Consider the following 16,517-nt stretch of genomic DNA (forward strand, 5'->3'; position numbering starts at 1 on the left):
GGTGTCAGCCCCGGTGTCCGGCGATCTGCTCCATCGCCGTCGGATCGGAGTCGTTCAGGAACTTCTCCACCCGTGCGGCCTCCTCCGATTCGCCGATGCTCGCAGCTGCGCGTCCCAGCGCGTAGAGCGAGCGGAGGAACCCGCGGTTGATCTCGTGCGTCCAGGGGATCGGTCCCGCACCGCGCCAGCCCGCACCACGCAGGGCGTCGAGACCGCGGTGGTAGCCGACTCGCGCATACGCGTAGGAGTCGACGGTGCGGCCCTCATCGAAGGCCTCGTCCGACAGTTCGGCCCAGGCGAGGGAGGACGAGGGGAGGACGCTCGCGACGTCGATCGGCTCGTCGCCCGCGTCCAGGCGGCGCTTCGCATCGACGTCCGGGTGGTCGTCGGGGAGGTAGGTGGGCTGCGGGCCCAGCTGCGCTGCGTCGAGGTTGCCGATGTGCGAGGGGTGACCGAGGTTCTGGCTCATGCCCTCACAATAGGACACGCGCCTCAGCGTGCGGTCAGCCCTCGGCACCGTCCTCGTCCTCGGCGGGCTGGAGTGCGAAGGGATCCTCGGTCAGCGCGCCCAGTGCGCCCGCGTCCCCCAGCTCGGTCAGCTGCTGTGCCGACCCCACACCGGTGAGCCACACGCCCACGTCCGATGCCAGCCATTCGTCCACGTCCTCGGCATCGGCGCTCACGGCCGCCATGCCGAATCCCGACGCAGCGAGGTCAGCGGGCGATGTCCCCTCCGGGTCGCCGTCGAAGAGCGCCACCGCTCCGGCGTCGGCGGTCCGCTCCGCGAGCGCCGCATCGTCGGTCCGCACGATGAGTGCGTCGATGCGCTCCGCATCCTCGGCGGAGGTGAGCACCGCGTCGAGCGCCGCGTCGGAATCGACCGACGGCATAAACACCGTGTCGGTGCTGAAGTCCTCGTAGACCTCGTCCCACATCGCCGGGGAGCCTGAGTTCGTCTCTTCCCGGGGGGCGGGGATCGTGCCGTCTGCGAACTCCTCAGCAGTCAGGTCCGCATACGGCTTCCCGTACACGTCCTCGCCGGCCTCCGGTCCGCCCGCTCCCAGGGCGATCGTCCCGTCACCCAGCTCGACGAGGTCGACCGCCGGCATGAAGCCGAACCGCACGTTCTCCCGGACGGCTTCCGCCGAATTCTCCGGATACACCGCGGCTCCCCCGCCGTCGGCGGCGATGACGGGCGCGGGCAGCGACTCCGCCGTCGGCGGCTCCTCGGCGGACAGGACGGACCAGCCGATGAGGCCGACCACTGCCGCTGCGGCGACGCCGGCGACGATGAGCGGGGCGAACGTCCGGCGTCCGGCCTTCGCCGCCTCCGCCTCTGCGACGCGCTCCTCCCACGCGGCCCGTTCCTCCGCGGACACCGGCTTCGCGCGTTCGGTCCCGCTGCGCCTGCTGCCCTTCACGCGCTCCGGGGTCAGGTCCGCCAGGGACTCGATGCGGTCGTCGTCGCGACGATCGCGCTTCTTCTTCGCCACCCTGCTCACCTGCTCCTGTCCCTGTTGGTCGCCGCACCGGTCGCCAGTCCCCGCAGGAACCCGGCTCCCCAGCTCACGTGCATGGAGGGGAGCACCAGTCCGAACCACAGCCGTTCGCGGATCCCCGCGTCGTCGGCTCGCCACACCGCTGTGACGATGCCCGCCGCGTAGGCGGCGCTGGGCACGTGCACCAGCGACGTGAAGCCGCGCACGAACCGCGGCCACCGCCGGGTGGATCCGGTCAGCTGCAGCACCGCCTCGACGAGCGAGGCGGTCACGCCCAGCACCAGGAGGGGCGGTGCGAAGTACCGCGCGGAGTTCCGCGCACCGTACCGGCGGACGATCTCCGCACGCCACACCCCGGTGGCGTAGAACTGCTTGACGAGGTTCGACCACGTGGCCCGCGGCCAGTAGGTGACCTGCAGCTCCGGGGCGAACCAGACGAGGCCCCCGGCTTCGCGGACGCGCAGGTTGAGCTCCCAGTCCTGTCCGCGGCGCAGCGTCCCGTCGAAGCCGCCCAGTGCCTCGAACACCTCGCGGCGGAAGACGCCCAGGTACGCGGATTCCGCCTCCTGGGCCTCATCGCCCGCATGGTAGGCGGGGCCGCCCAGCCCGATCCGCGACATGTACGCCCGTGCGACGGCGCGCTGGAAGGCCGTGCGGCCTCGGGCCCGCATGAGCCCTCCCGCGTTCGCCGCACGCGTCTTCCGCAGGACGGCCACGCCGCGGGCGGTGTAGTCCGCGGTGAGCTCCGAATGCGCGTCGACGCGGATGACGACGGGGTGCGTCGTCTGCGCGACGGCCAGATTCAGGCCGATCGGGGTGTCGCCGGCGGGGTTGTCGACCGTGATGATCCGGGGGTCCGCCGCGGCCATCCGGCGGACGATCTCCGTGGTCCCGTCGGTCGACGGGCCCAGTGCGACCACGATCTCCTTCTGCCCCGGGTAGTCCTGGGCGAGGATCGTCGACACGGCCTCCTCGACATGGCCCGCCTCGTTGAGGATGGGCATGATGTAGGACACGCCGGGCACTGCTTCCAGGGCAGGGAGCGCATCCGGTGCGAGCGCGCTTCCCGCCCCACGACGTGTGGCGCTCACTTGTGCTTCTCGTATTCCTTGACGACGTCCGCCGTATCCCCGTCCGTGCGGAGCACGCCCTTCTCGATCCAGATCGTGCGGTTGCACGTGTCGCGGATCGACCGCATCGAGTGCGACACGAGGAAGACGGTGCCGGCGGACTCGCGGATGTTCCGGATGCGCTGCTCGGAGCGCTTGCGGAACTCACGGTCGCCCACGCTCAGCGCCTCGTCCACGATCAGGATCTCGTGGTGCTTCGCCGTCGCGATCCCGAACTTCAGGCGAGCGGTCATGCCGGACGAGTAGGTGCGCATCGGCATGTCGATGAATTCGCGCAGACCGGTGAACTCGACGATGTCGTCGTACTTCTCCTCGATCTCCTTCCGGCTCATCCCCAGTGCCTGGCCGCCCAGGATGATGTTCCGACTGCCGGAGAGGTCATTCAGCAGCGCCGCGCCGATGCCCAGGAGGTTCGGACGACTCTTCGCGTACACGGCTCCGCTCGTCGCGGGCGTGAGCCCGGTGATCGTCCGCATGAGGGTGGACTTGCCGGACCCGTTGGTCCCGATGATGCCGATGGACTCATTGGCGTTCGCGGTGAAGGAGATGCCCTTGAGTGCGTGCACCTTCTGCAGCGAGCGGCCGCGGTTCAGCAGTCCGGAGGTGCTGCCGGGCGTCGCCTTCTTGCCGGTCGCCAGCGTGCGGTACTCGACGTGGACGTCGTCACAGATGACGACGGGGTCCTCGACCGTCTCGCCGTCCCGCGCGCTCGTGTCAGTTCTCTCGGCCATAGCGCTCCTCCGCCTTCCAGAAGAAGACCGTGCCGACGGCCAGCATGACGACCGCCCACACACTGAAGTTGAACCAGTACTCGACCGGCAGCTCATGGTCCTCGAGCAGGATCCCGCGGGAGATCGACAGGACGTTGTGCAGCGGGTGCCAGTCATAGATCGCCGCGAAGATCGGCGGTCGTCCGTCCAGCAGCCGGCTGGGGTCGAAGAAGACCCCGGATGTGTAGAAGATCATCCTGGAGACGAACGGGATCAGCTGGCTGAGGTCGCGGAAGTGGACGGTGAGCCGCGAGAAGATGAAGGCGATGCCCAGGTTGAAGATCGTGAAGAGCGCGACCAGCGGGATGAAGAGGAACCACGACCAGTCCGGGCGTGACCCGAAGATGATCGCGAGGATGAACATCAGCGCCAGAGTCGGCATGAAGTTCATGAGGTTCTCCAGGACCTTCGCCACCGGCAGCACCATCCTGGGGAAGGGCAGGGACTGCACCAGGCTCGTGTTGGAGATGATCGCCTTCGCGCCGCCGTTCATCGAGGAGTTGAAGAACTCCAGCGAGAACACGCCGATGATGAGGAAGGACACGAAATTGTCCGGCCTGCTGCTCCCCGTCATGATGAAACCGAACACGGTGCCGTAGACCAGCGCCTGGAAGCTGGGTCGCAGAAGCACCCACGCCATGCCCAGGCGGTTGCGCTCGTTCTCGCTCTGGATCCGGTAGCGGGCCAGGGACAGGGTGAAGTCCCGACGCTCCCAGACCTGCTTGAGATACGACGGGAGGGGTGGTCGGGCACCGACGCGGGCCAGGCCGAATCTCTCCGCCTTCTCCGCCAGTTCGGAACTCTTGCTCATCGAGTGGGTTGCTCTCATCAGGGACACGGACACCGCGATTCTAGCCCTCGAACCCTGTGCACCCTCACCGGTGCTCCGCACCGACTACTCTGGGTGGCGTGAAGGTACTCGTCATCGGTCCCGGCGCCCGGGAACACGCACTCGTCTCCGCACTCTCCCGCGATCCTCAGGTCGAGGCGGTCATCGCCGCCCCCGGGAATCCGGGGATCGACCTCCTCTGCGACACACGTCCGCTCGACCAGACGGATCCCGCCGCGGCGGTGAGCCTGGCCCAGGAGTTGGATGTCGACCTCGTGGTGGTCGGCCCCGAAGCGCCTCTGGTCGCCGGGGTCTCGGACGCGCTGCGGGAAGCATCGTTCCCCGTGTTCGGCCCCGGTCAGGAGGCCGCGACGCTCGAGGGCTCCAAGACCTACGCGAAGGAGGTCATGGAGGCCGCCGGTGTGCCGACCGCGCAGGCGGTGGCGGCCACGACCTCGGCGGAGGCCGCAGAGGCGCTCGATCGGTTCGGCGCCCCCTACGTCGTCAAGGCGGACGGGCTGGCAGCGGGCAAGGGCGTCGTCGTCACGGACGACCGCTCCGCCGCGCTGTCCCATGCGGAGAGCTGCCTCGCGGTCGCCGACCGCGTCGTCATCGAGGCCTACCTGGACGGCCCCGAGGTCTCCCTCTTCGTCGTCTGCGACGGCACCACCGCCGTGCCGCTGTCCCCCGCGCAGGACTTCAAGCGGATCGGCGACGGCGACACCGGCCCCAACACGGGCGGCATGGGCGCGTACTCGCCGCTGCCCTGGGCCCCGGAGGGGATGGTGGACGACGTCGTCGCCCGCGTCGCGCAGCCGGTGGTCGACGAGATGGCCCGCCGCGGCAGCCCCTTCGTGGGCCTCCTGTACTGCGGCCTGGCGCTCACGTCCCAGGGCATGCGCGTCATCGAGTTCAACGTGCGGTTCGGCGATCCGGAGACCCAGTCGGTGCTCGCCCGCCTGCGCACCCCGCTGGCGGGCCTCCTGCTCGCCGCGGCGCAGGGCACGCTCGCGCAGCATCCGCCGTTGGAATGGGACGAGCGCACCGCGATCACCGTGGTCCTCGCGGCACAGAACTACCCGGGCGCTCCCCGCACCGGCGACCCGATCGCGGGTCTCGAGGAGGCGCTCGCGCTGGACGGCGTCGACGTCTTCCATGCCGGGACCGCGCTGGGCGAGCAGGGCGAATTCATCACCTCCGGCGGACGCGTCCTGTCCGTCGTCGGGCTGGGCGACGGGATCGCCGCGGCCCGCTCCCGCGCCTACGCGGCGGCCGACCTCATCGACTGGGAGGGCGTGCAGAAGCGCACGGACATCGCGCTCCTGGCCGCAGAGGACGCGATCACCGTTCCCGAGGCCGCACTCGGAACGGCTGCGACAGCCGGGCCCGCCCGGGTCCCGTCGAACCCGACCGCCGCCGAGGCCGCCGCCGGCTCCCAGCCCGCGGCCCCCGCCGTCCCCGGCTGGACGCACGCGTACTCCGGCAAGGTGCGCGACCTCTACATCCGCGAGGGTGTCGGGTCGCTGGAGACGGCCGAGGAGATCCTCATGGTCGCCTCGGACCGCATCAGCGCCTATGACTGGGTGCTGCCCACGGAGATTCCCGACAAGGGGAAGGTCCTCACAGGGCTGACCCTGTGGTGGTTCGACCAGCTCGCCGACCTCGTCGGCAACCACGTCGTGAGCGTCGACGTGCCGGACGTCGTCGCAGGGCGCGCGATGATCTGCACGCGCCTGGAGATGTTCCCCGTCGAGTGCGTGGCCCGCGGCCACCTCACGGGATCCGGCCTGGCCGACTACCGCGCTGCGGGCACCGTGGGCGGGAACGCGCTGCCCGAGGGGCTGGGCGAATCGAGCCCGCTCGAGCCCGCGATCTACACGCCCGCGACGAAGGCCGCGGTCGGCGAGCACGACGAGAACATCGACTTCGACCGGACTGCGGAGATGCTGGGCGCAGTCGACGCCGCCATCCTGCGCGACCTCACGCTCGAGGTCTTCGAGCGTGCGCGCACGATCGCCGCAGAGAGGGGCATCGTCCTCGCGGACACGAAGTTCGAGTTCGGCCGCGACGCGAACGGTGCAGTCGTGCTGGGGGACGAGGCCCTCACACCGGACTCCTCCCGCTTCTGGGACGCGGAGTCGTTCGTGCCGGGGCAGCCGCAGGACAGCTTCGACAAGCAGTTCGTCCGCGACTGGCTCACGTCGGAGGACTCCGGCTGGGACCGGTCCGGGGACACTCCTCCCCCGCCGCTGCCGGCCGCTGTCGTCGAGCGCACCCGCCAGCGCTACATCGACGCGTTCGCACGACTCACGGGCCAGCAGTTCCCCGGGTGACGACGGACTAGACTGATCCCACACTCTTCTTCCACCGAGTCCACACTCTTCTTCCACCGCATAAGGAGCACGCGCGCATGGGTCGCATCGTCGTCGAAGTCATGCCCAAGCCAGAGATCCTCGACCCCCAGGGCAAGGCGATCGGCACCGGGCTGGAGCGACTGGGGCTGTCCGGCTTCACCGGTGTCCGTCAGGGCAAGCTCTTCCACCTGACCGTCGAGGGCGAGGTGACCGCCGACGCGCTCGCGCAGGCGCGCGAGGCCGCGGCCTCGCTTCTGTCCAACCCCGTCATCGAGGACGTCGTCTCCGTGCGTGAGGCGGATGACGCGGAGGCCTCCCGATGAGCAGCCGCACCGCGATGGCGACGGCAGCGCCCCTGATCGGCGCGCGCGGCGACGGCGGAGCGATCCCCGGCGCAGACGCCCTGCGCGTGGGCGTCGTGCAGTTCCCGGGATCGCTCGACGAGCGCGACGCGCAGCGAGCGGTCACGCTGTCCGGAGCCCAGGCGGTCCCGCTGTGGCACGGCGACGATTCGCTGTCCGACGTCGACGCCGTCATCCTGCCCGGCGGCTTCTCCTACGGCGACTACCTGCGGTGCGGCGCGATCGCCCGCTTCGCTCCGCTCATGACGGCGGTCGTCGATGCGGCGAAGGGCGGCATGCCCGTCCTCGGCATCTGCAACGGCTTCCAGGTCCTCTGCGAATCGCACCTGCTGCCCGGTGCGCTCATCCGCAACGACCACCAGCACTTCATCTGCCGCGATCAGGACCTGGCCATGGAGAACGTGGACACTGTGTGGACGCGCGACTACACGGCAGGCGAGACGATCACCATCCCGCTGAAGAACGGCGAGGGCGGGTTCGTCGCGGATCCGGCGACACTCGATGAGCTCGAGGGCGAGGGCCGCGTCGTGGCCCGCTACAGCGGGTTCAACCCGAACGGGTCGCAGCGGGACATCGCCGGCATCACGAATGCGGCGGGCAACGTCGTGGGCCTCATGCCCCACCCGGAGCATGCGGTGGAAGCGGGCTTCGGCACCGATTCGGCGGACGGCATGCGTGCGGGCGTCGACGGGCAGGGGTTCTTCACCTCCGTGCTGCGGAGCCTCCTCGCCTGACCTGCGGGCGGGCGCTCCTCCTCCACTAGGGTGGAGGACATGAGCGATTCCCTCCAGAGCCTGGTCGACCGTGCCGCGTTCCTCTCCGCAGAGGTCCAGCAGAGGTTCGGCGCCGTCATCGCGGAGCGGGAGTTCGAGATCGACTTCTCCTCTGCTCCGCGACTGCGCTTCACCGGCGACCAGCCGATCGACTTCCGCCCCCACATGCTGGGCACCGCCGTGAGCCGGCCCGGGGAGAAGTCGTGGCACTGGGCCTGGGACAACGTCAACGAGTTCCCGGAGCAGGTCGTGGCCCTGTCCGCGCGTGCGCGCGAGCACGGTTCCGCGCACGGGGTCGCAGAGCTCATCGACGCAGAGCTGCCCCTGGAGCCGGAGGACCTCCCCCTCGCCCTCACGCTCTCGTCGAAGGCCCTCACCGGCGCGTGGGCACACTATCCCGTCGCGGCGGGCGGCGGCACGACCGTGTGGGTGCTGATCGATGACGAACGGCTCGCGCTCGGCGAGCCGGAGCTCAAGCCCGTCGTCAAGGCGCTGGCCTCGGGCATCACGGGGCTGGAGGTCTCAGATCACCGGACCGCGCTCGCGTCCTACGCGCAGCTGCGCGGCCTGCGCACGGCACCGCTGCCGGACGGCGGCGTGCGGATCCTCTGCGCTGACGGCTCTGCGGACGTCACCTTCGACGAGCAGGAGCGCATCGCGTCCTGCCAGGCGCATCAGACCCTCGAGGGCGAGGCGGCGGAGCAGTTCGCGCAGGTCGGAGCTGTGACCGGCACTGCGATCTTCGGCGGCGCAGCCGCAGGACTCCCCGCTCCGGTCGAGGCCGCGCCCGAGGAGCGGGCGCCGGTCACCGACGCACCGGTGGACGAACCCGCCGCTGCAGAGCCGGCTCCGGCGACTGCACCGACCCCGACAGCTGCTCCGGCAGCCTCAGACGAGGCGTCGCCTGCAGAGGCAGTCGCCCCGACCGGCGAGCAGGCTGCGGCAGAAGAGCCGGCAGCACAGGAACCGGCTGCAGAGCAGCCCGCCCCGTCCGCCGCAGCGCCGCAGGCACCTGCAGAGCCTGCTGCAGCCGACGACCAGCCGGCGACCGACGATGCGCCGGAGCCCGCCGCCGCGACGCCGGACGAGCCGGCCGCGCCACAGGGCACCGAGCGTCCGCAGAAGGAGAAGAAGGGACTGCTGCGCCGCTTGTTCGGCCGCTGACCGAACGGGGTCGTCAGGCGGGTGCCGGCTCGCAGGTCCCGCAGGTCCGGTGCAGGCCGGCCGCGGTGCACGCCTCGCACCGCAGGAACAGGGACCGGCACGCCTCGTTCGCGCAGTTCACGAACAGCGGAGTGCTCTCACCGCACTCCACGCACGTGCCGAGCGATTCGACGCCCTCGCCGAACTCCATGTGCATCCGGTTGTCGAAGACGTACAGCGACCCGTCCCACAGTCCCGCGGAGCCGAACGTCTCGCCGTAGCGGACGACCCCGCCGTCCAGCTGGTAGACCTCCTGGAACCCGCGGTTCTTCATGAGCACGCTCAGCACCTCGCAGCGGATCCCGCCGGTGCAGTACGTGACGACCGCCTTGTCCTTCAGATGGTCGTACTTCCCGGAGTCCAACTCGTCCAGGAAATCCCGCGTGGTGTCCGTCTGCGGGACGACCGCATCGCGGAAGCGGCCGATCTCCGCCTCCATGGCATTGCGCCCGTCGAAGAAGACGACGTCGTCGCCCCGTGAGTCGACGAGCTTGTGCAGGGCGCCGGGCTTGAGGTGCTCCCCGCCGCCCTGCACACCCTCCTGCGTCACGACGATGTCGTCCGGCGCGTTGAAGGTCACGAGCTCATCCCGCACCTTCACGCTCAGACGCGGGAAGTCGTTCCCCGTCCCCGTCGACCACTTGACGTCCGCCCCGCGGAACGGCGCGTAGGACTTCGTCACCTTCATGTGCTGCTTGAGATCCGCGACGTCACCGCCCAGGGTCGCGTTGATCCCCTGGGAGGACACGATGACCCGACCGGTGAGCCCGTGGCGCTCCGCGAGCGCGTGCTGCCACAGGCGCACGGCCTCCGGATCGGACAGCGGGGTGAAGACGTAGAAGAGGACGATCTTGGCGACGGACATGGGCAGTATCCTAGAGCGCCGCCGCCATGCGGTCGCGTCCGATCCGCTCGGCCACCTCCGCAGTCGGCAGACCCTCGCGCTCGGCTTCGGTGAGCACCTCGGTGATCGAGTCGAAGAGCGAGAGCACGGTCGCACGCGCCGAATCGATCGAGAGCTCGTCGTAGATCGAGACGCCCGCCGCCATCATTCCGCCGGCATTCGCGACGAAGTCCGGGACGAAGGTGATGCCCTTCTCCAGCAGCCTGCGTCCGTGCGCCGGGGCCGCGAGCTGGTTGTTGGCGATCCCGCTCACCAGCTTCGCGGTGATCTCCTCGATCGTGTCGCCGTTCACGACCCCGCCCAGGGCGCAGGGGGCGAACACGTCGACGTCGGCGGCATGGATGCGATCCGGTGCCACCGCCTCGGCTCCGAAATCCGCGACGACGGAGTCGACCGCGGCCTGGGCCACGTCCGCGACGACGAGCTGCGCGCCGGCCTCGTGCAGGAGTCGGCACAGCTCACGGCCGGTGCCGCCGAGGCCCTGCACCGCGACCCGCATGCCCTGCAGATCACTGGTGTCCCGGTCACCGCGGCCCCAGACGTGGGCGATGCCCGCGCGCATCGAGGTGAAGGCTCCGAGCGCGGTGAAGGTGCTCGCGCTGACGCCGGGCGGGAACTGGCTGGCGCGGGCGAAGACGAAGTCGCACTCCTCCGCGAGGACGTCAGCGTCCTCCGGCCCCACTCCCACGTCGATCGCGGTCCAGTAGCGACCGCCGAGCGACTGCACGTGACGGGAGAAGGCACGGAGCACATCCGCCTTGTCCGGGCGGGCGGGATCCGCGATGATCACGCACTTGCCCCCGCCCAGGGGCAGACCGGCGACGGCGTTCTTATAGCTCATGCCGCGGGACAGGCGCAGCACATCGGTGAGCGCCTCCTCCTCACTGGCGTACGGGTGCATCCGGCAGCCGCCGGCGGCAGGTCCCAGCGAGCGGTCGTGCACAGCGATGATCGCGCGCAGACCGGTGGCGGGATCGTGGCAGAAGACGACCTGCTCGTGGTGGTCGAATTCTGGGTGATCGAAGAGTTTCACGAAGGCTCCTTCGGTTCGTGACCGGGTGACGGCTTCCGACAGTCGGCGGGCCCGGATCGCGGGCGACCGCCTGCCCCGACCGTACCCCGCGGGCGGACGCTCGGCGGACTCGGGGCGGCGGTAGGATGACACCGGCGCAGTCTTCACGAAAGGATCTCCTGAGGATCATGACCCATACCCACTCGACCCCCGCGGATTCCGCACCGGCACGCACAGCGGCACCCGCTTCGGACGACGCGGAGAAGAGGGTCAAGGAGACCGTCGAGTTCGCCGCACAGCACCCGGATGTCGACCAGCCGTACACGGATCTGGGACTGAAGACCGACGAGTACCAGAAGATCCGCGAGGTGCTCGGGCGCCGCCCGACGTCGGCGGAGCTCGCGATGTACTCCGTCATGTGGTCCGAGCACTGCTCCTACAAGTCCTCGAAGGTCCACCTCCGCAAGTTCGGCGACAACGTCACGGACGACATGAAGAAGGACCTGCTGGTCGGGATCGGAGAGAACGCGGGCGTCGTCGACATCGGCGACGGCTGGGCCGTCACCTTCAAGGTGGAGAGCCACAACAGCCCCAGCTACGTCGAGCCCTACCAGGGCGCCGCGACCGGCGTCGGCGGGATCGTGCGCGACATCATCTCCATGGGCGCACGCCCCGTGGCCGTCATGGACCAGCTGCGCTTCGGCGAGATCGACCACCCGGACACCGCCCGGGTCCTCCCCGGCGTCGTGGGCGGCATCAGCGGCTACGGCAACAGCCTCGGCCTGCCGAACATCGGCGGTGAGACGGTCTTCGACGCCAGCTACCAGGGCAACCCGCTCGTCAACGCACTGGCCGTGGGAGTCCTCCGCCACGAGGACATCCGCCTGGCCAACGCCTCCGGCACCGGCAACAAGGTCGTCCTCTTCGGCGCCCGCACGGGTGGCGACGGGATCGGCGGCGCCTCGATCCTCGCGTCGGAATCGTTCGACGACACGAAGCCCTCCAAGCGGCCGGCAGTCCAGGTCGGCGACCCCTTCGCGGAGAAGGTGCTCATCGAATGCTGCCTCGAGCTCTTCCGCGCGGGCACCGTCGAAGGCATCCAGGACCTCGGCGCCGCCGGCATCAGCTGCGCGACGTCCGAACTCGCCTCCAACGGCGACGGCGGCATGCACATCACCCTCGAGGACGTCCTCCTCCGCGATCCGACGCTCACACCCGAAGAGATCCTCATGTCCGAGTCCCAGGAGCGGATGATGGCGGTCGTCCGCCCGGACCGGCTCGACGAGTTCCTCGCGATCACCGGCAAGTGGGAGGTCGAGGCGAGCGTGCTGGGCGAGGTGACGGACACCGAGCGCCTGGTCATCGAATGGCACGGCGACGTCATCGTCGACGTCCCGCCGCGGTCCGTCGCCCACGACGGTCCCGTCTACGACCGTCCGATGGAGGTCCCCTCGTGGACCGACGCGACGCGGCAGGACACGGTGTCCGCCGCAGGACTCGCCACGCCGCAGAGCGACCAGGAGATCCGCGACACCCTGCTCACGCTGGTCGGCTCCCCGAACCTGGCGTCGAAGGACTGGATCACGCAGCAGTACGACCGGTACGTGCAGGGCAACACCGCCCTGTCGTTCCCGGACGACGCAGGGGTGATCCGCGTGGACGAGCAGACGGGGCGCGGGATCGCCCTGGCCACCGATGCGAACGGCCGGTACAGCTTCCTCGACCCGTCGGTCGGCGCCAAGCTCGCCCTGTCAGAGGCCTACCGGAACGTCGCGACGTCCGGCGCCCGCCCCCTGGCCGTGACCGACTGCCTCAACTTCGGATCCCCCGAGGACCCGGAGATCATGTGGCAGTTCGGGCAGACCGTGGAGGGCCTGTCCTCCGCCTGCGTGGACTTCGGCATCCCCGTCACCGGCGGCAATGTCTCCATGTACAACCAGACGGGGACCACCGCCATCCACCCGACCCCGGTCGTGGGCGTGCTCGGTGTGTTCGACGACGTCGGACGCGCCACCCCCAGCGGCTGGCGCCTGCCGGGCCAGACGATCTACCTGCTGGGCACCACGGCGGACGAGTTGGACGGATCCGCGTGGGCGGACGTGGTCCACGGCCACCTGGGCGGAGTCCCGCCGCAGTACCGTCCTGACGCCGAGCGCGGCCTCGCGGAGATCCTCATCAACGCATCGCGCGACGGCATGATCGATGCCGCGCACGACCTGTCCGAGGGCGGTCTCGCCCAGGCGCTCGTGGAGTCCTCGCTGCGGTGGGGCGCCGGCGCGCGGGTCTGGCTCACGGAGCTGCTCGAGCGCGACGGGATCGACCTCTTCACGGCGCTGTTCTCCGAATCGACGGCGCGTGCGATCGTCGCGGTGCCGCGCAGCGAAGAGGTGCGCTTCTCCGACATGTGCACGGCTCGCCGCTTCCCGTTCGTGCGGATCGGCATGACCGATACGGGCGATGAGTCGCACCCGAACGCGCTCGAGTTCGTCGACCATTTCACGCTGACGCTGGATGAGCTGGCCGCCGCGCACGGTGCGCCGCTCCCCCGCCACTTCGGCTGATACGTCCTCGGACCCAGCAGTGAAGCCCCCGGCAGGTGCCGGGGGCTTCACTCATCCGCGCAGGCGGAGCGCTGCGTGCTGTGGTGCGCCGCGACGGGACCGATGCCCGTGGCCGCTCTCGTCAATCGATGAGGTCGTGGCGCACGATCGACTGCTCACGATCGGGGCCGACGCCGATCACGGAGATCCGGCAGCCCGACAGGCGCTCGAGCGCCTCCACGTACGCCTGGGCGTTCGGAGGCAGGTCCTCGAAGGTCCTGGCCCCGGTGATGTCCGACTGCCAGCCGGCGAAGTGCTCGAAGATCGGCTTCGCGTGGTGGAAGCCGGTCTGCGTCATCGGCATCTCGTCCACGCGCTCGCCGTCGACGTCGTAGGCGACGCACACCGGGATGGTCTCGAGCTCGGACAGGACGTCGAGCTTCGTGAGCACGTAGTCGGTGAAGCCATTCACGCGCGCCGCGTAGCGGGCGACGACCGCGTCGTACCAGCCGCACCGGCGGGGACGGCCCGTGTTGACGCCGAACTCCCCGCCCTTCTTCTGCAGGTGCTCGCCCATCTCATCGAAGAGCTCCGTGGGGAAGGGGCCCGCACCCACGCGGGTGGTGTACGCCTTGACGATGCCGACGACGCGATCGATCCGCGTCGGGCCGATCCCCGCTCCGACGCAGGCTCCGCCCGCGGTGGGGTTGGACGAGGTCACGAAGGGGTAGGTGCCGTGGTCCACGTCGAGCATGGTCGCCTGGCCGCCCTCCATGACGACCAGCTCGTCACGGTCCAGCGCCTCGTTCACCAGGCGCGAGGTGTCCGTGACGTACGGCTGCAGGCGGTCTGCGAAGGACAGGAAGTAGTCGACGATCTCATCGGTGAGGATCGCCCGCCGGTTGTAGACCTTCACGAGCAGCTCGTTCTTCTGCCGCAGCGCGCCCTCGACCTTCTGGCGGAGGATCGACTCGTCGAAGAGGTCCTGGACGCGGATGCCCAGGCGGCCCGACTTGTCCGAGTACGTGGGGCCGATCCCCCGACCCGTCGTCCCGATCGCGCGCTTCCCCAGGAAGCGCTCCGTGACCTTGTCGATCACCTGGTGGTAGGGGGCCACGAGGTGCGCGTCCGCAGACACGCGCAGCTTCGACGTGTCGGCGCCGCGGGACTCGAGCATGTCGATCTCCTCGAACAGCGCCTCGAGGTTGACGACGACGCCGTTGCCGATCACCGGTGTGACGTTGGGAGACAGGATGCCGGCGGGAAGGAGCTTCAGCTCGTACTTCTCACCGCCGACGACGACGGTGTGCCCGGCGTTGTTGCCGCCGTTCGGCTTGACGACGTAATCGACTCGGGTGCCGAGGATGTCCGTCGTCTTCCCCTTGCCCTCATCGCCCCACTGGGCGCCGACGACGACTAATGCTGGCACTGCGATCACCTCACGCGGAAGACGGACTATGCGGGCCAAGCCTACCGCCGACCGGGGTCCACGGAGCGCATCGTCCCTGCGGACACGCTCGGTTCACCCCGTCGAGGGCGGCCGCTAGGATCGGCGACATGGTCGACGTCCTCTTCCTCTGCACCGGGAACATCTGCCGATCCGCCTATGCCGAGCGCCGTGCGCAGCAGCTGTTCCCCGGATCGGCCATCGCCAGCGCCGGCACCCACGCGATGCGGGGGTGGGGCGTGGATGAGAGCCTCGCAGAGGTGCTGATCGAGCGCGGCGGCACGGCTGACGGGTTCAGCGCACGGCAGCTGACGGAGCCGATCGCCTACGCCTCAGGGCTGATCCTCTGCGCCACGCGCGAGCACCGCGCGTTCGTCGTAAATGCGTGGCCCGACCTCGCCGACCGGACGTTCGTCATGAAGGCGTACGCCCGGGATCGTGCGGCGGCGCCGAGGTCCCCGCTGTGGAGCGCGCCGTCGCCGTCCGCTGATCGCCCCGCGCTCACGCGGAGGGACGACATCGCGGATCCGTACCGCCTGGGGTCCCCCGAGGCGGTACGGACCGCCGATGAGATCGACGAGGTCCTCCGCGCGGTCGCGCGGGCGCGGGCCTGATCCTCAGGCCATACGGTTGCCGGCAGAGCCGAGGTGCCGGCACGCTTCGGCGATGCGGTCGGCCATCGAGGCCTCGGCGGCCTTCCCCCATGCGCGGGGGTCGTACATCTTCTTGTCGCCCACATCTCCGTCGATCTTGAGGATGCCGTCGTAGTTCTTCATGACGTGGTCGACGACCGGACGCGTGAAGGCGTACTGCGTGTCCGTGTCGATGTTCATCTTCACCACGCCGTGGCGCACCGCCGTCGCGATGTCCTCTTCCGAGGATCCCGACCCGCCGTGGAAGACGAGGTCGAACGGCCGGTCCTTCCCGACCTCGGCGCCGATCACCTCCTGGATCTCGCCCAGGAGTTCGGGACGGAGCTTCACGTGCCCCGGCTTGTACACGCCGTGCACATTGCCGAACGTGAGGGCGGTGAGATAGCGGCCCTTCTCGCCCGCACCGAGCGCCTGGATCGTCGCCCGCGCGTCATCGACGGTCGTGTAGAGCTTCTCGTTGATCGCGTTCTCCACGCCGTCCTCTTCACCGCCGACCACGCCGATCTCGATCTCGAGCAGCGTGTTCGCCTGGTTCGACAGCTCCAGGAGCTCCTCCGCGATCGTGAGGTTCTCCTGCAGCGGCACGGCCGAGCCGTCCCACATGTGCGATCCGAAGAGCGGTCCCTCGCCGCGCTTCGCACGCTCCCTGGAGACCTCGAGCAGAGGCTTCACCCAGTCCTCGACCGCGTCCTTGGGGGCGTGGTCGGTATGGAGGGCGATGTTCACGTCGAAGGACTTCGCGACTTCGTGGGCGTACACCGCGAACGCGATCGCACCGCGCACCCGGTCCTTCACCGTGGGGCCGGAGAGGTACTCCGAACCGCCGGTGGAGACCTGGATGATGCCGTCGGACTCCGCCTCCGCGAATCCCCGGATCGCCGCGTTGATCGTCTGCGACGACGTGCAGTTGACCGCCGGGTACGCGAATCCGTTCTCCTTCGCTCGATCGATGAGCTCGGAGTAGACCTCAGGGGTGGCGATAGGCATGACGACTCCTTCTATGTGGTGCTGACCTGCTTCATGCTGTCATTCCATCGCGGA

15 protein-coding genes are annotated in these 16,517 nt (G+C 69.6%); 6 read left to right on the forward strand and 9 right to left on the reverse strand.

The features are described from left to right. Positions 1–4: 4 nt before the first annotated feature. Genes BSP109_RS05100 through BSP109_RS05120 form a run of 5 tightly spaced genes read right to left on the reverse strand, consistent with a single transcriptional unit; the run spans position 5 to position 4,210 of the window. Positions 5–469, reverse strand: a complete 465-nt coding sequence (locus BSP109_RS05100) for a DUF3151 domain-containing protein (RefSeq protein WP_087009024.1) — start codon at positions 467–469, stop codon at positions 5–7. Between the two features lie 34 nt (positions 470–503). Continuing rightward, positions 504–1,493: a hypothetical protein gene (locus BSP109_RS05105; RefSeq protein ID WP_101599597.1), complete on the reverse strand. Its 990-nt coding sequence runs from the start codon at positions 1,491–1,493 to the stop codon at positions 504–506. A 5-nt stretch (positions 1,494–1,498) separates the two neighbouring features. Further along, the gene (locus tag BSP109_RS05110) at positions 1,499–2,590 is read right to left on the reverse strand and encodes a glycosyltransferase family 2 protein (protein WP_257944566.1); all 1,092 of its coding nucleotides are present in this window, start codon (positions 2,588–2,590) and stop codon (positions 1,499–1,501) included. After that, positions 2,587–3,360, reverse strand: coding sequence for an ABC transporter ATP-binding protein (locus BSP109_RS05115; RefSeq protein WP_101599598.1), 774 nt, complete (start codon positions 3,358–3,360; stop codon positions 2,587–2,589). The genes BSP109_RS05110 and BSP109_RS05115 overlap by 4 nt, the downstream gene beginning before the upstream one ends. Further along, entirely contained in the window at positions 3,344–4,210 is an 867-nt protein-coding gene (locus BSP109_RS05120) for an ABC transporter permease (protein ID WP_101599599.1), read from the reverse strand. The genes BSP109_RS05115 and BSP109_RS05120 overlap by 17 nt, the downstream gene beginning before the upstream one ends. A gap of 98 nt (positions 4,211–4,308) precedes the next feature. Here BSP109_RS05120 and purD point away from each other — a divergent pair, with 98 nt between their 5' ends. The 4 genes from purD (at position 4,309) to BSP109_RS05140 (ending at position 8,881) form a co-directional block, all read left to right on the forward strand. Then, a complete protein-coding gene (gene purD, locus BSP109_RS05125) occupies positions 4,309–6,561 on the forward strand; it encodes a phosphoribosylamine--glycine ligase (protein ID WP_101599600.1) in 2,253 nt (750 codons plus the stop codon). Positions 6,562–6,638: 77 nt separating this feature from the next. Continuing rightward, positions 6,639–6,905, forward strand: coding sequence for a phosphoribosylformylglycinamidine synthase subunit PurS (gene purS / locus BSP109_RS05130; RefSeq protein ID WP_087009034.1), 267 nt, complete (start codon positions 6,639–6,641; stop codon positions 6,903–6,905). After that, positions 6,902–7,678: a phosphoribosylformylglycinamidine synthase subunit PurQ gene (purQ, locus tag BSP109_RS05135; RefSeq protein WP_256970410.1), complete on the forward strand. Its 777-nt coding sequence runs from the start codon at positions 6,902–6,904 to the stop codon at positions 7,676–7,678. The genes purS and purQ overlap by 4 nt, the downstream gene beginning before the upstream one ends. 39 nt (positions 7,679–7,717) lie before the next feature. Then, a complete protein-coding gene (locus tag BSP109_RS05140; protein WP_101599601.1) occupies positions 7,718–8,881 on the forward strand; it encodes a DUF6882 domain-containing protein in 1,164 nt (387 codons plus the stop codon). Between the two features lie 13 nt (positions 8,882–8,894). On the opposite strand, the gene BSP109_RS05145 is transcribed toward BSP109_RS05140, so the two are convergent. Together BSP109_RS05145 and BSP109_RS05150 are read right to left on the reverse strand one after the other, a co-directional pair. Next, positions 8,895–9,785, reverse strand: coding sequence for a rhodanese-related sulfurtransferase (locus BSP109_RS05145; protein ID WP_087009038.1), 891 nt, complete (start codon positions 9,783–9,785; stop codon positions 8,895–8,897). Positions 9,786–9,795: 10 nt separating this feature from the next. Beyond that, complete coding sequence (locus BSP109_RS05150) at positions 9,796–10,857, reverse strand: Glu/Leu/Phe/Val dehydrogenase dimerization domain-containing protein (RefSeq protein ID WP_101599663.1); 1,062 nt, start codon at positions 10,855–10,857, stop codon at positions 9,796–9,798. A 167-nt stretch (positions 10,858–11,024) separates the two neighbouring features. Between BSP109_RS05150 and purL the strand changes: the two genes are divergently transcribed. Further along, the gene (gene purL / locus BSP109_RS05155) at positions 11,025–13,397 is read left to right on the forward strand and encodes a phosphoribosylformylglycinamidine synthase subunit PurL (protein ID WP_101599602.1); all 2,373 of its coding nucleotides are present in this window, start codon (positions 11,025–11,027) and stop codon (positions 13,395–13,397) included. A gap of 121 nt (positions 13,398–13,518) precedes the next feature. On the opposite strand, the gene BSP109_RS05160 is transcribed toward purL, so the two are convergent. Next, a complete protein-coding gene (locus BSP109_RS05160; protein WP_087009044.1) occupies positions 13,519–14,805 on the reverse strand; it encodes an adenylosuccinate synthase in 1,287 nt (428 codons plus the stop codon). Positions 14,806–14,933: 128 nt separating this feature from the next. Between BSP109_RS05160 and BSP109_RS05165 the strand changes: the two genes are divergently transcribed. Then, positions 14,934–15,437, forward strand: a complete 504-nt coding sequence (locus BSP109_RS05165; protein WP_179207191.1) for a hypothetical protein — start codon at positions 14,934–14,936, stop codon at positions 15,435–15,437. Between the two features lie 3 nt (positions 15,438–15,440). Here the strand turns inward: BSP109_RS05165 and fbaA are convergent, their stop codons facing one another. Next, positions 15,441–16,463: a class II fructose-bisphosphate aldolase gene (gene fbaA / locus BSP109_RS05170; RefSeq protein ID WP_101599603.1), complete on the reverse strand. Its 1,023-nt coding sequence runs from the start codon at positions 16,461–16,463 to the stop codon at positions 15,441–15,443. Between the last annotated feature and the right edge of the window lie 54 nt (positions 16,464–16,517).

The organism is Brevibacterium sp. Mu109, from assembly GCF_900169375.1.
GTDB lineage: Bacteria > Actinomycetota > Actinomycetes > Actinomycetales > Brevibacteriaceae > Brevibacterium > Brevibacterium yomogidense_A.

Coding starts and splice junctions, on each gene's coding strand:
- BSP109_RS05165 (WP_179207191.1), top strand. CDS start 14,934: ATGGTCGACGTCCTCTTCCTCTGCACCGGGAACATCTGCCGATCCGCC.
- purL (WP_101599602.1), top strand. CDS start 11,025: ATGACCCATACCCACTCGACCCCCGCGGATTCCGCACCGGCACGCACA.
- purS (WP_087009034.1), top strand. CDS start 6,639: ATGGGTCGCATCGTCGTCGAAGTCATGCCCAAGCCAGAGATCCTCGAC.
- purQ (WP_256970410.1), top strand. CDS start 6,902: ATGAGCAGCCGCACCGCGATGGCGACGGCAGCGCCCCTGATCGGCGCG.
- BSP109_RS05120 (WP_101599599.1), bottom strand. CDS start 4,210: ATGAGCAAGAGTTCCGAACTGGCGGAGAAGGCGGAGAGATTCGGCCTG.
- BSP109_RS05140 (WP_101599601.1), top strand. CDS start 7,718: ATGAGCGATTCCCTCCAGAGCCTGGTCGACCGTGCCGCGTTCCTCTCC.
- BSP109_RS05115 (WP_101599598.1), bottom strand. CDS start 3,360: ATGGCCGAGAGAACTGACACGAGCGCGCGGGACGGCGAGACGGTCGAG.
- BSP109_RS05100 (WP_087009024.1), bottom strand. CDS start 469: ATGAGCCAGAACCTCGGTCACCCCTCGCACATCGGCAACCTCGACGCA.
- fbaA (WP_101599603.1), bottom strand. CDS start 16,463: ATGCCTATCGCCACCCCTGAGGTCTACTCCGAGCTCATCGATCGAGCG.
- BSP109_RS05145 (WP_087009038.1), bottom strand. CDS start 9,785: ATGTCCGTCGCCAAGATCGTCCTCTTCTACGTCTTCACCCCGCTGTCC.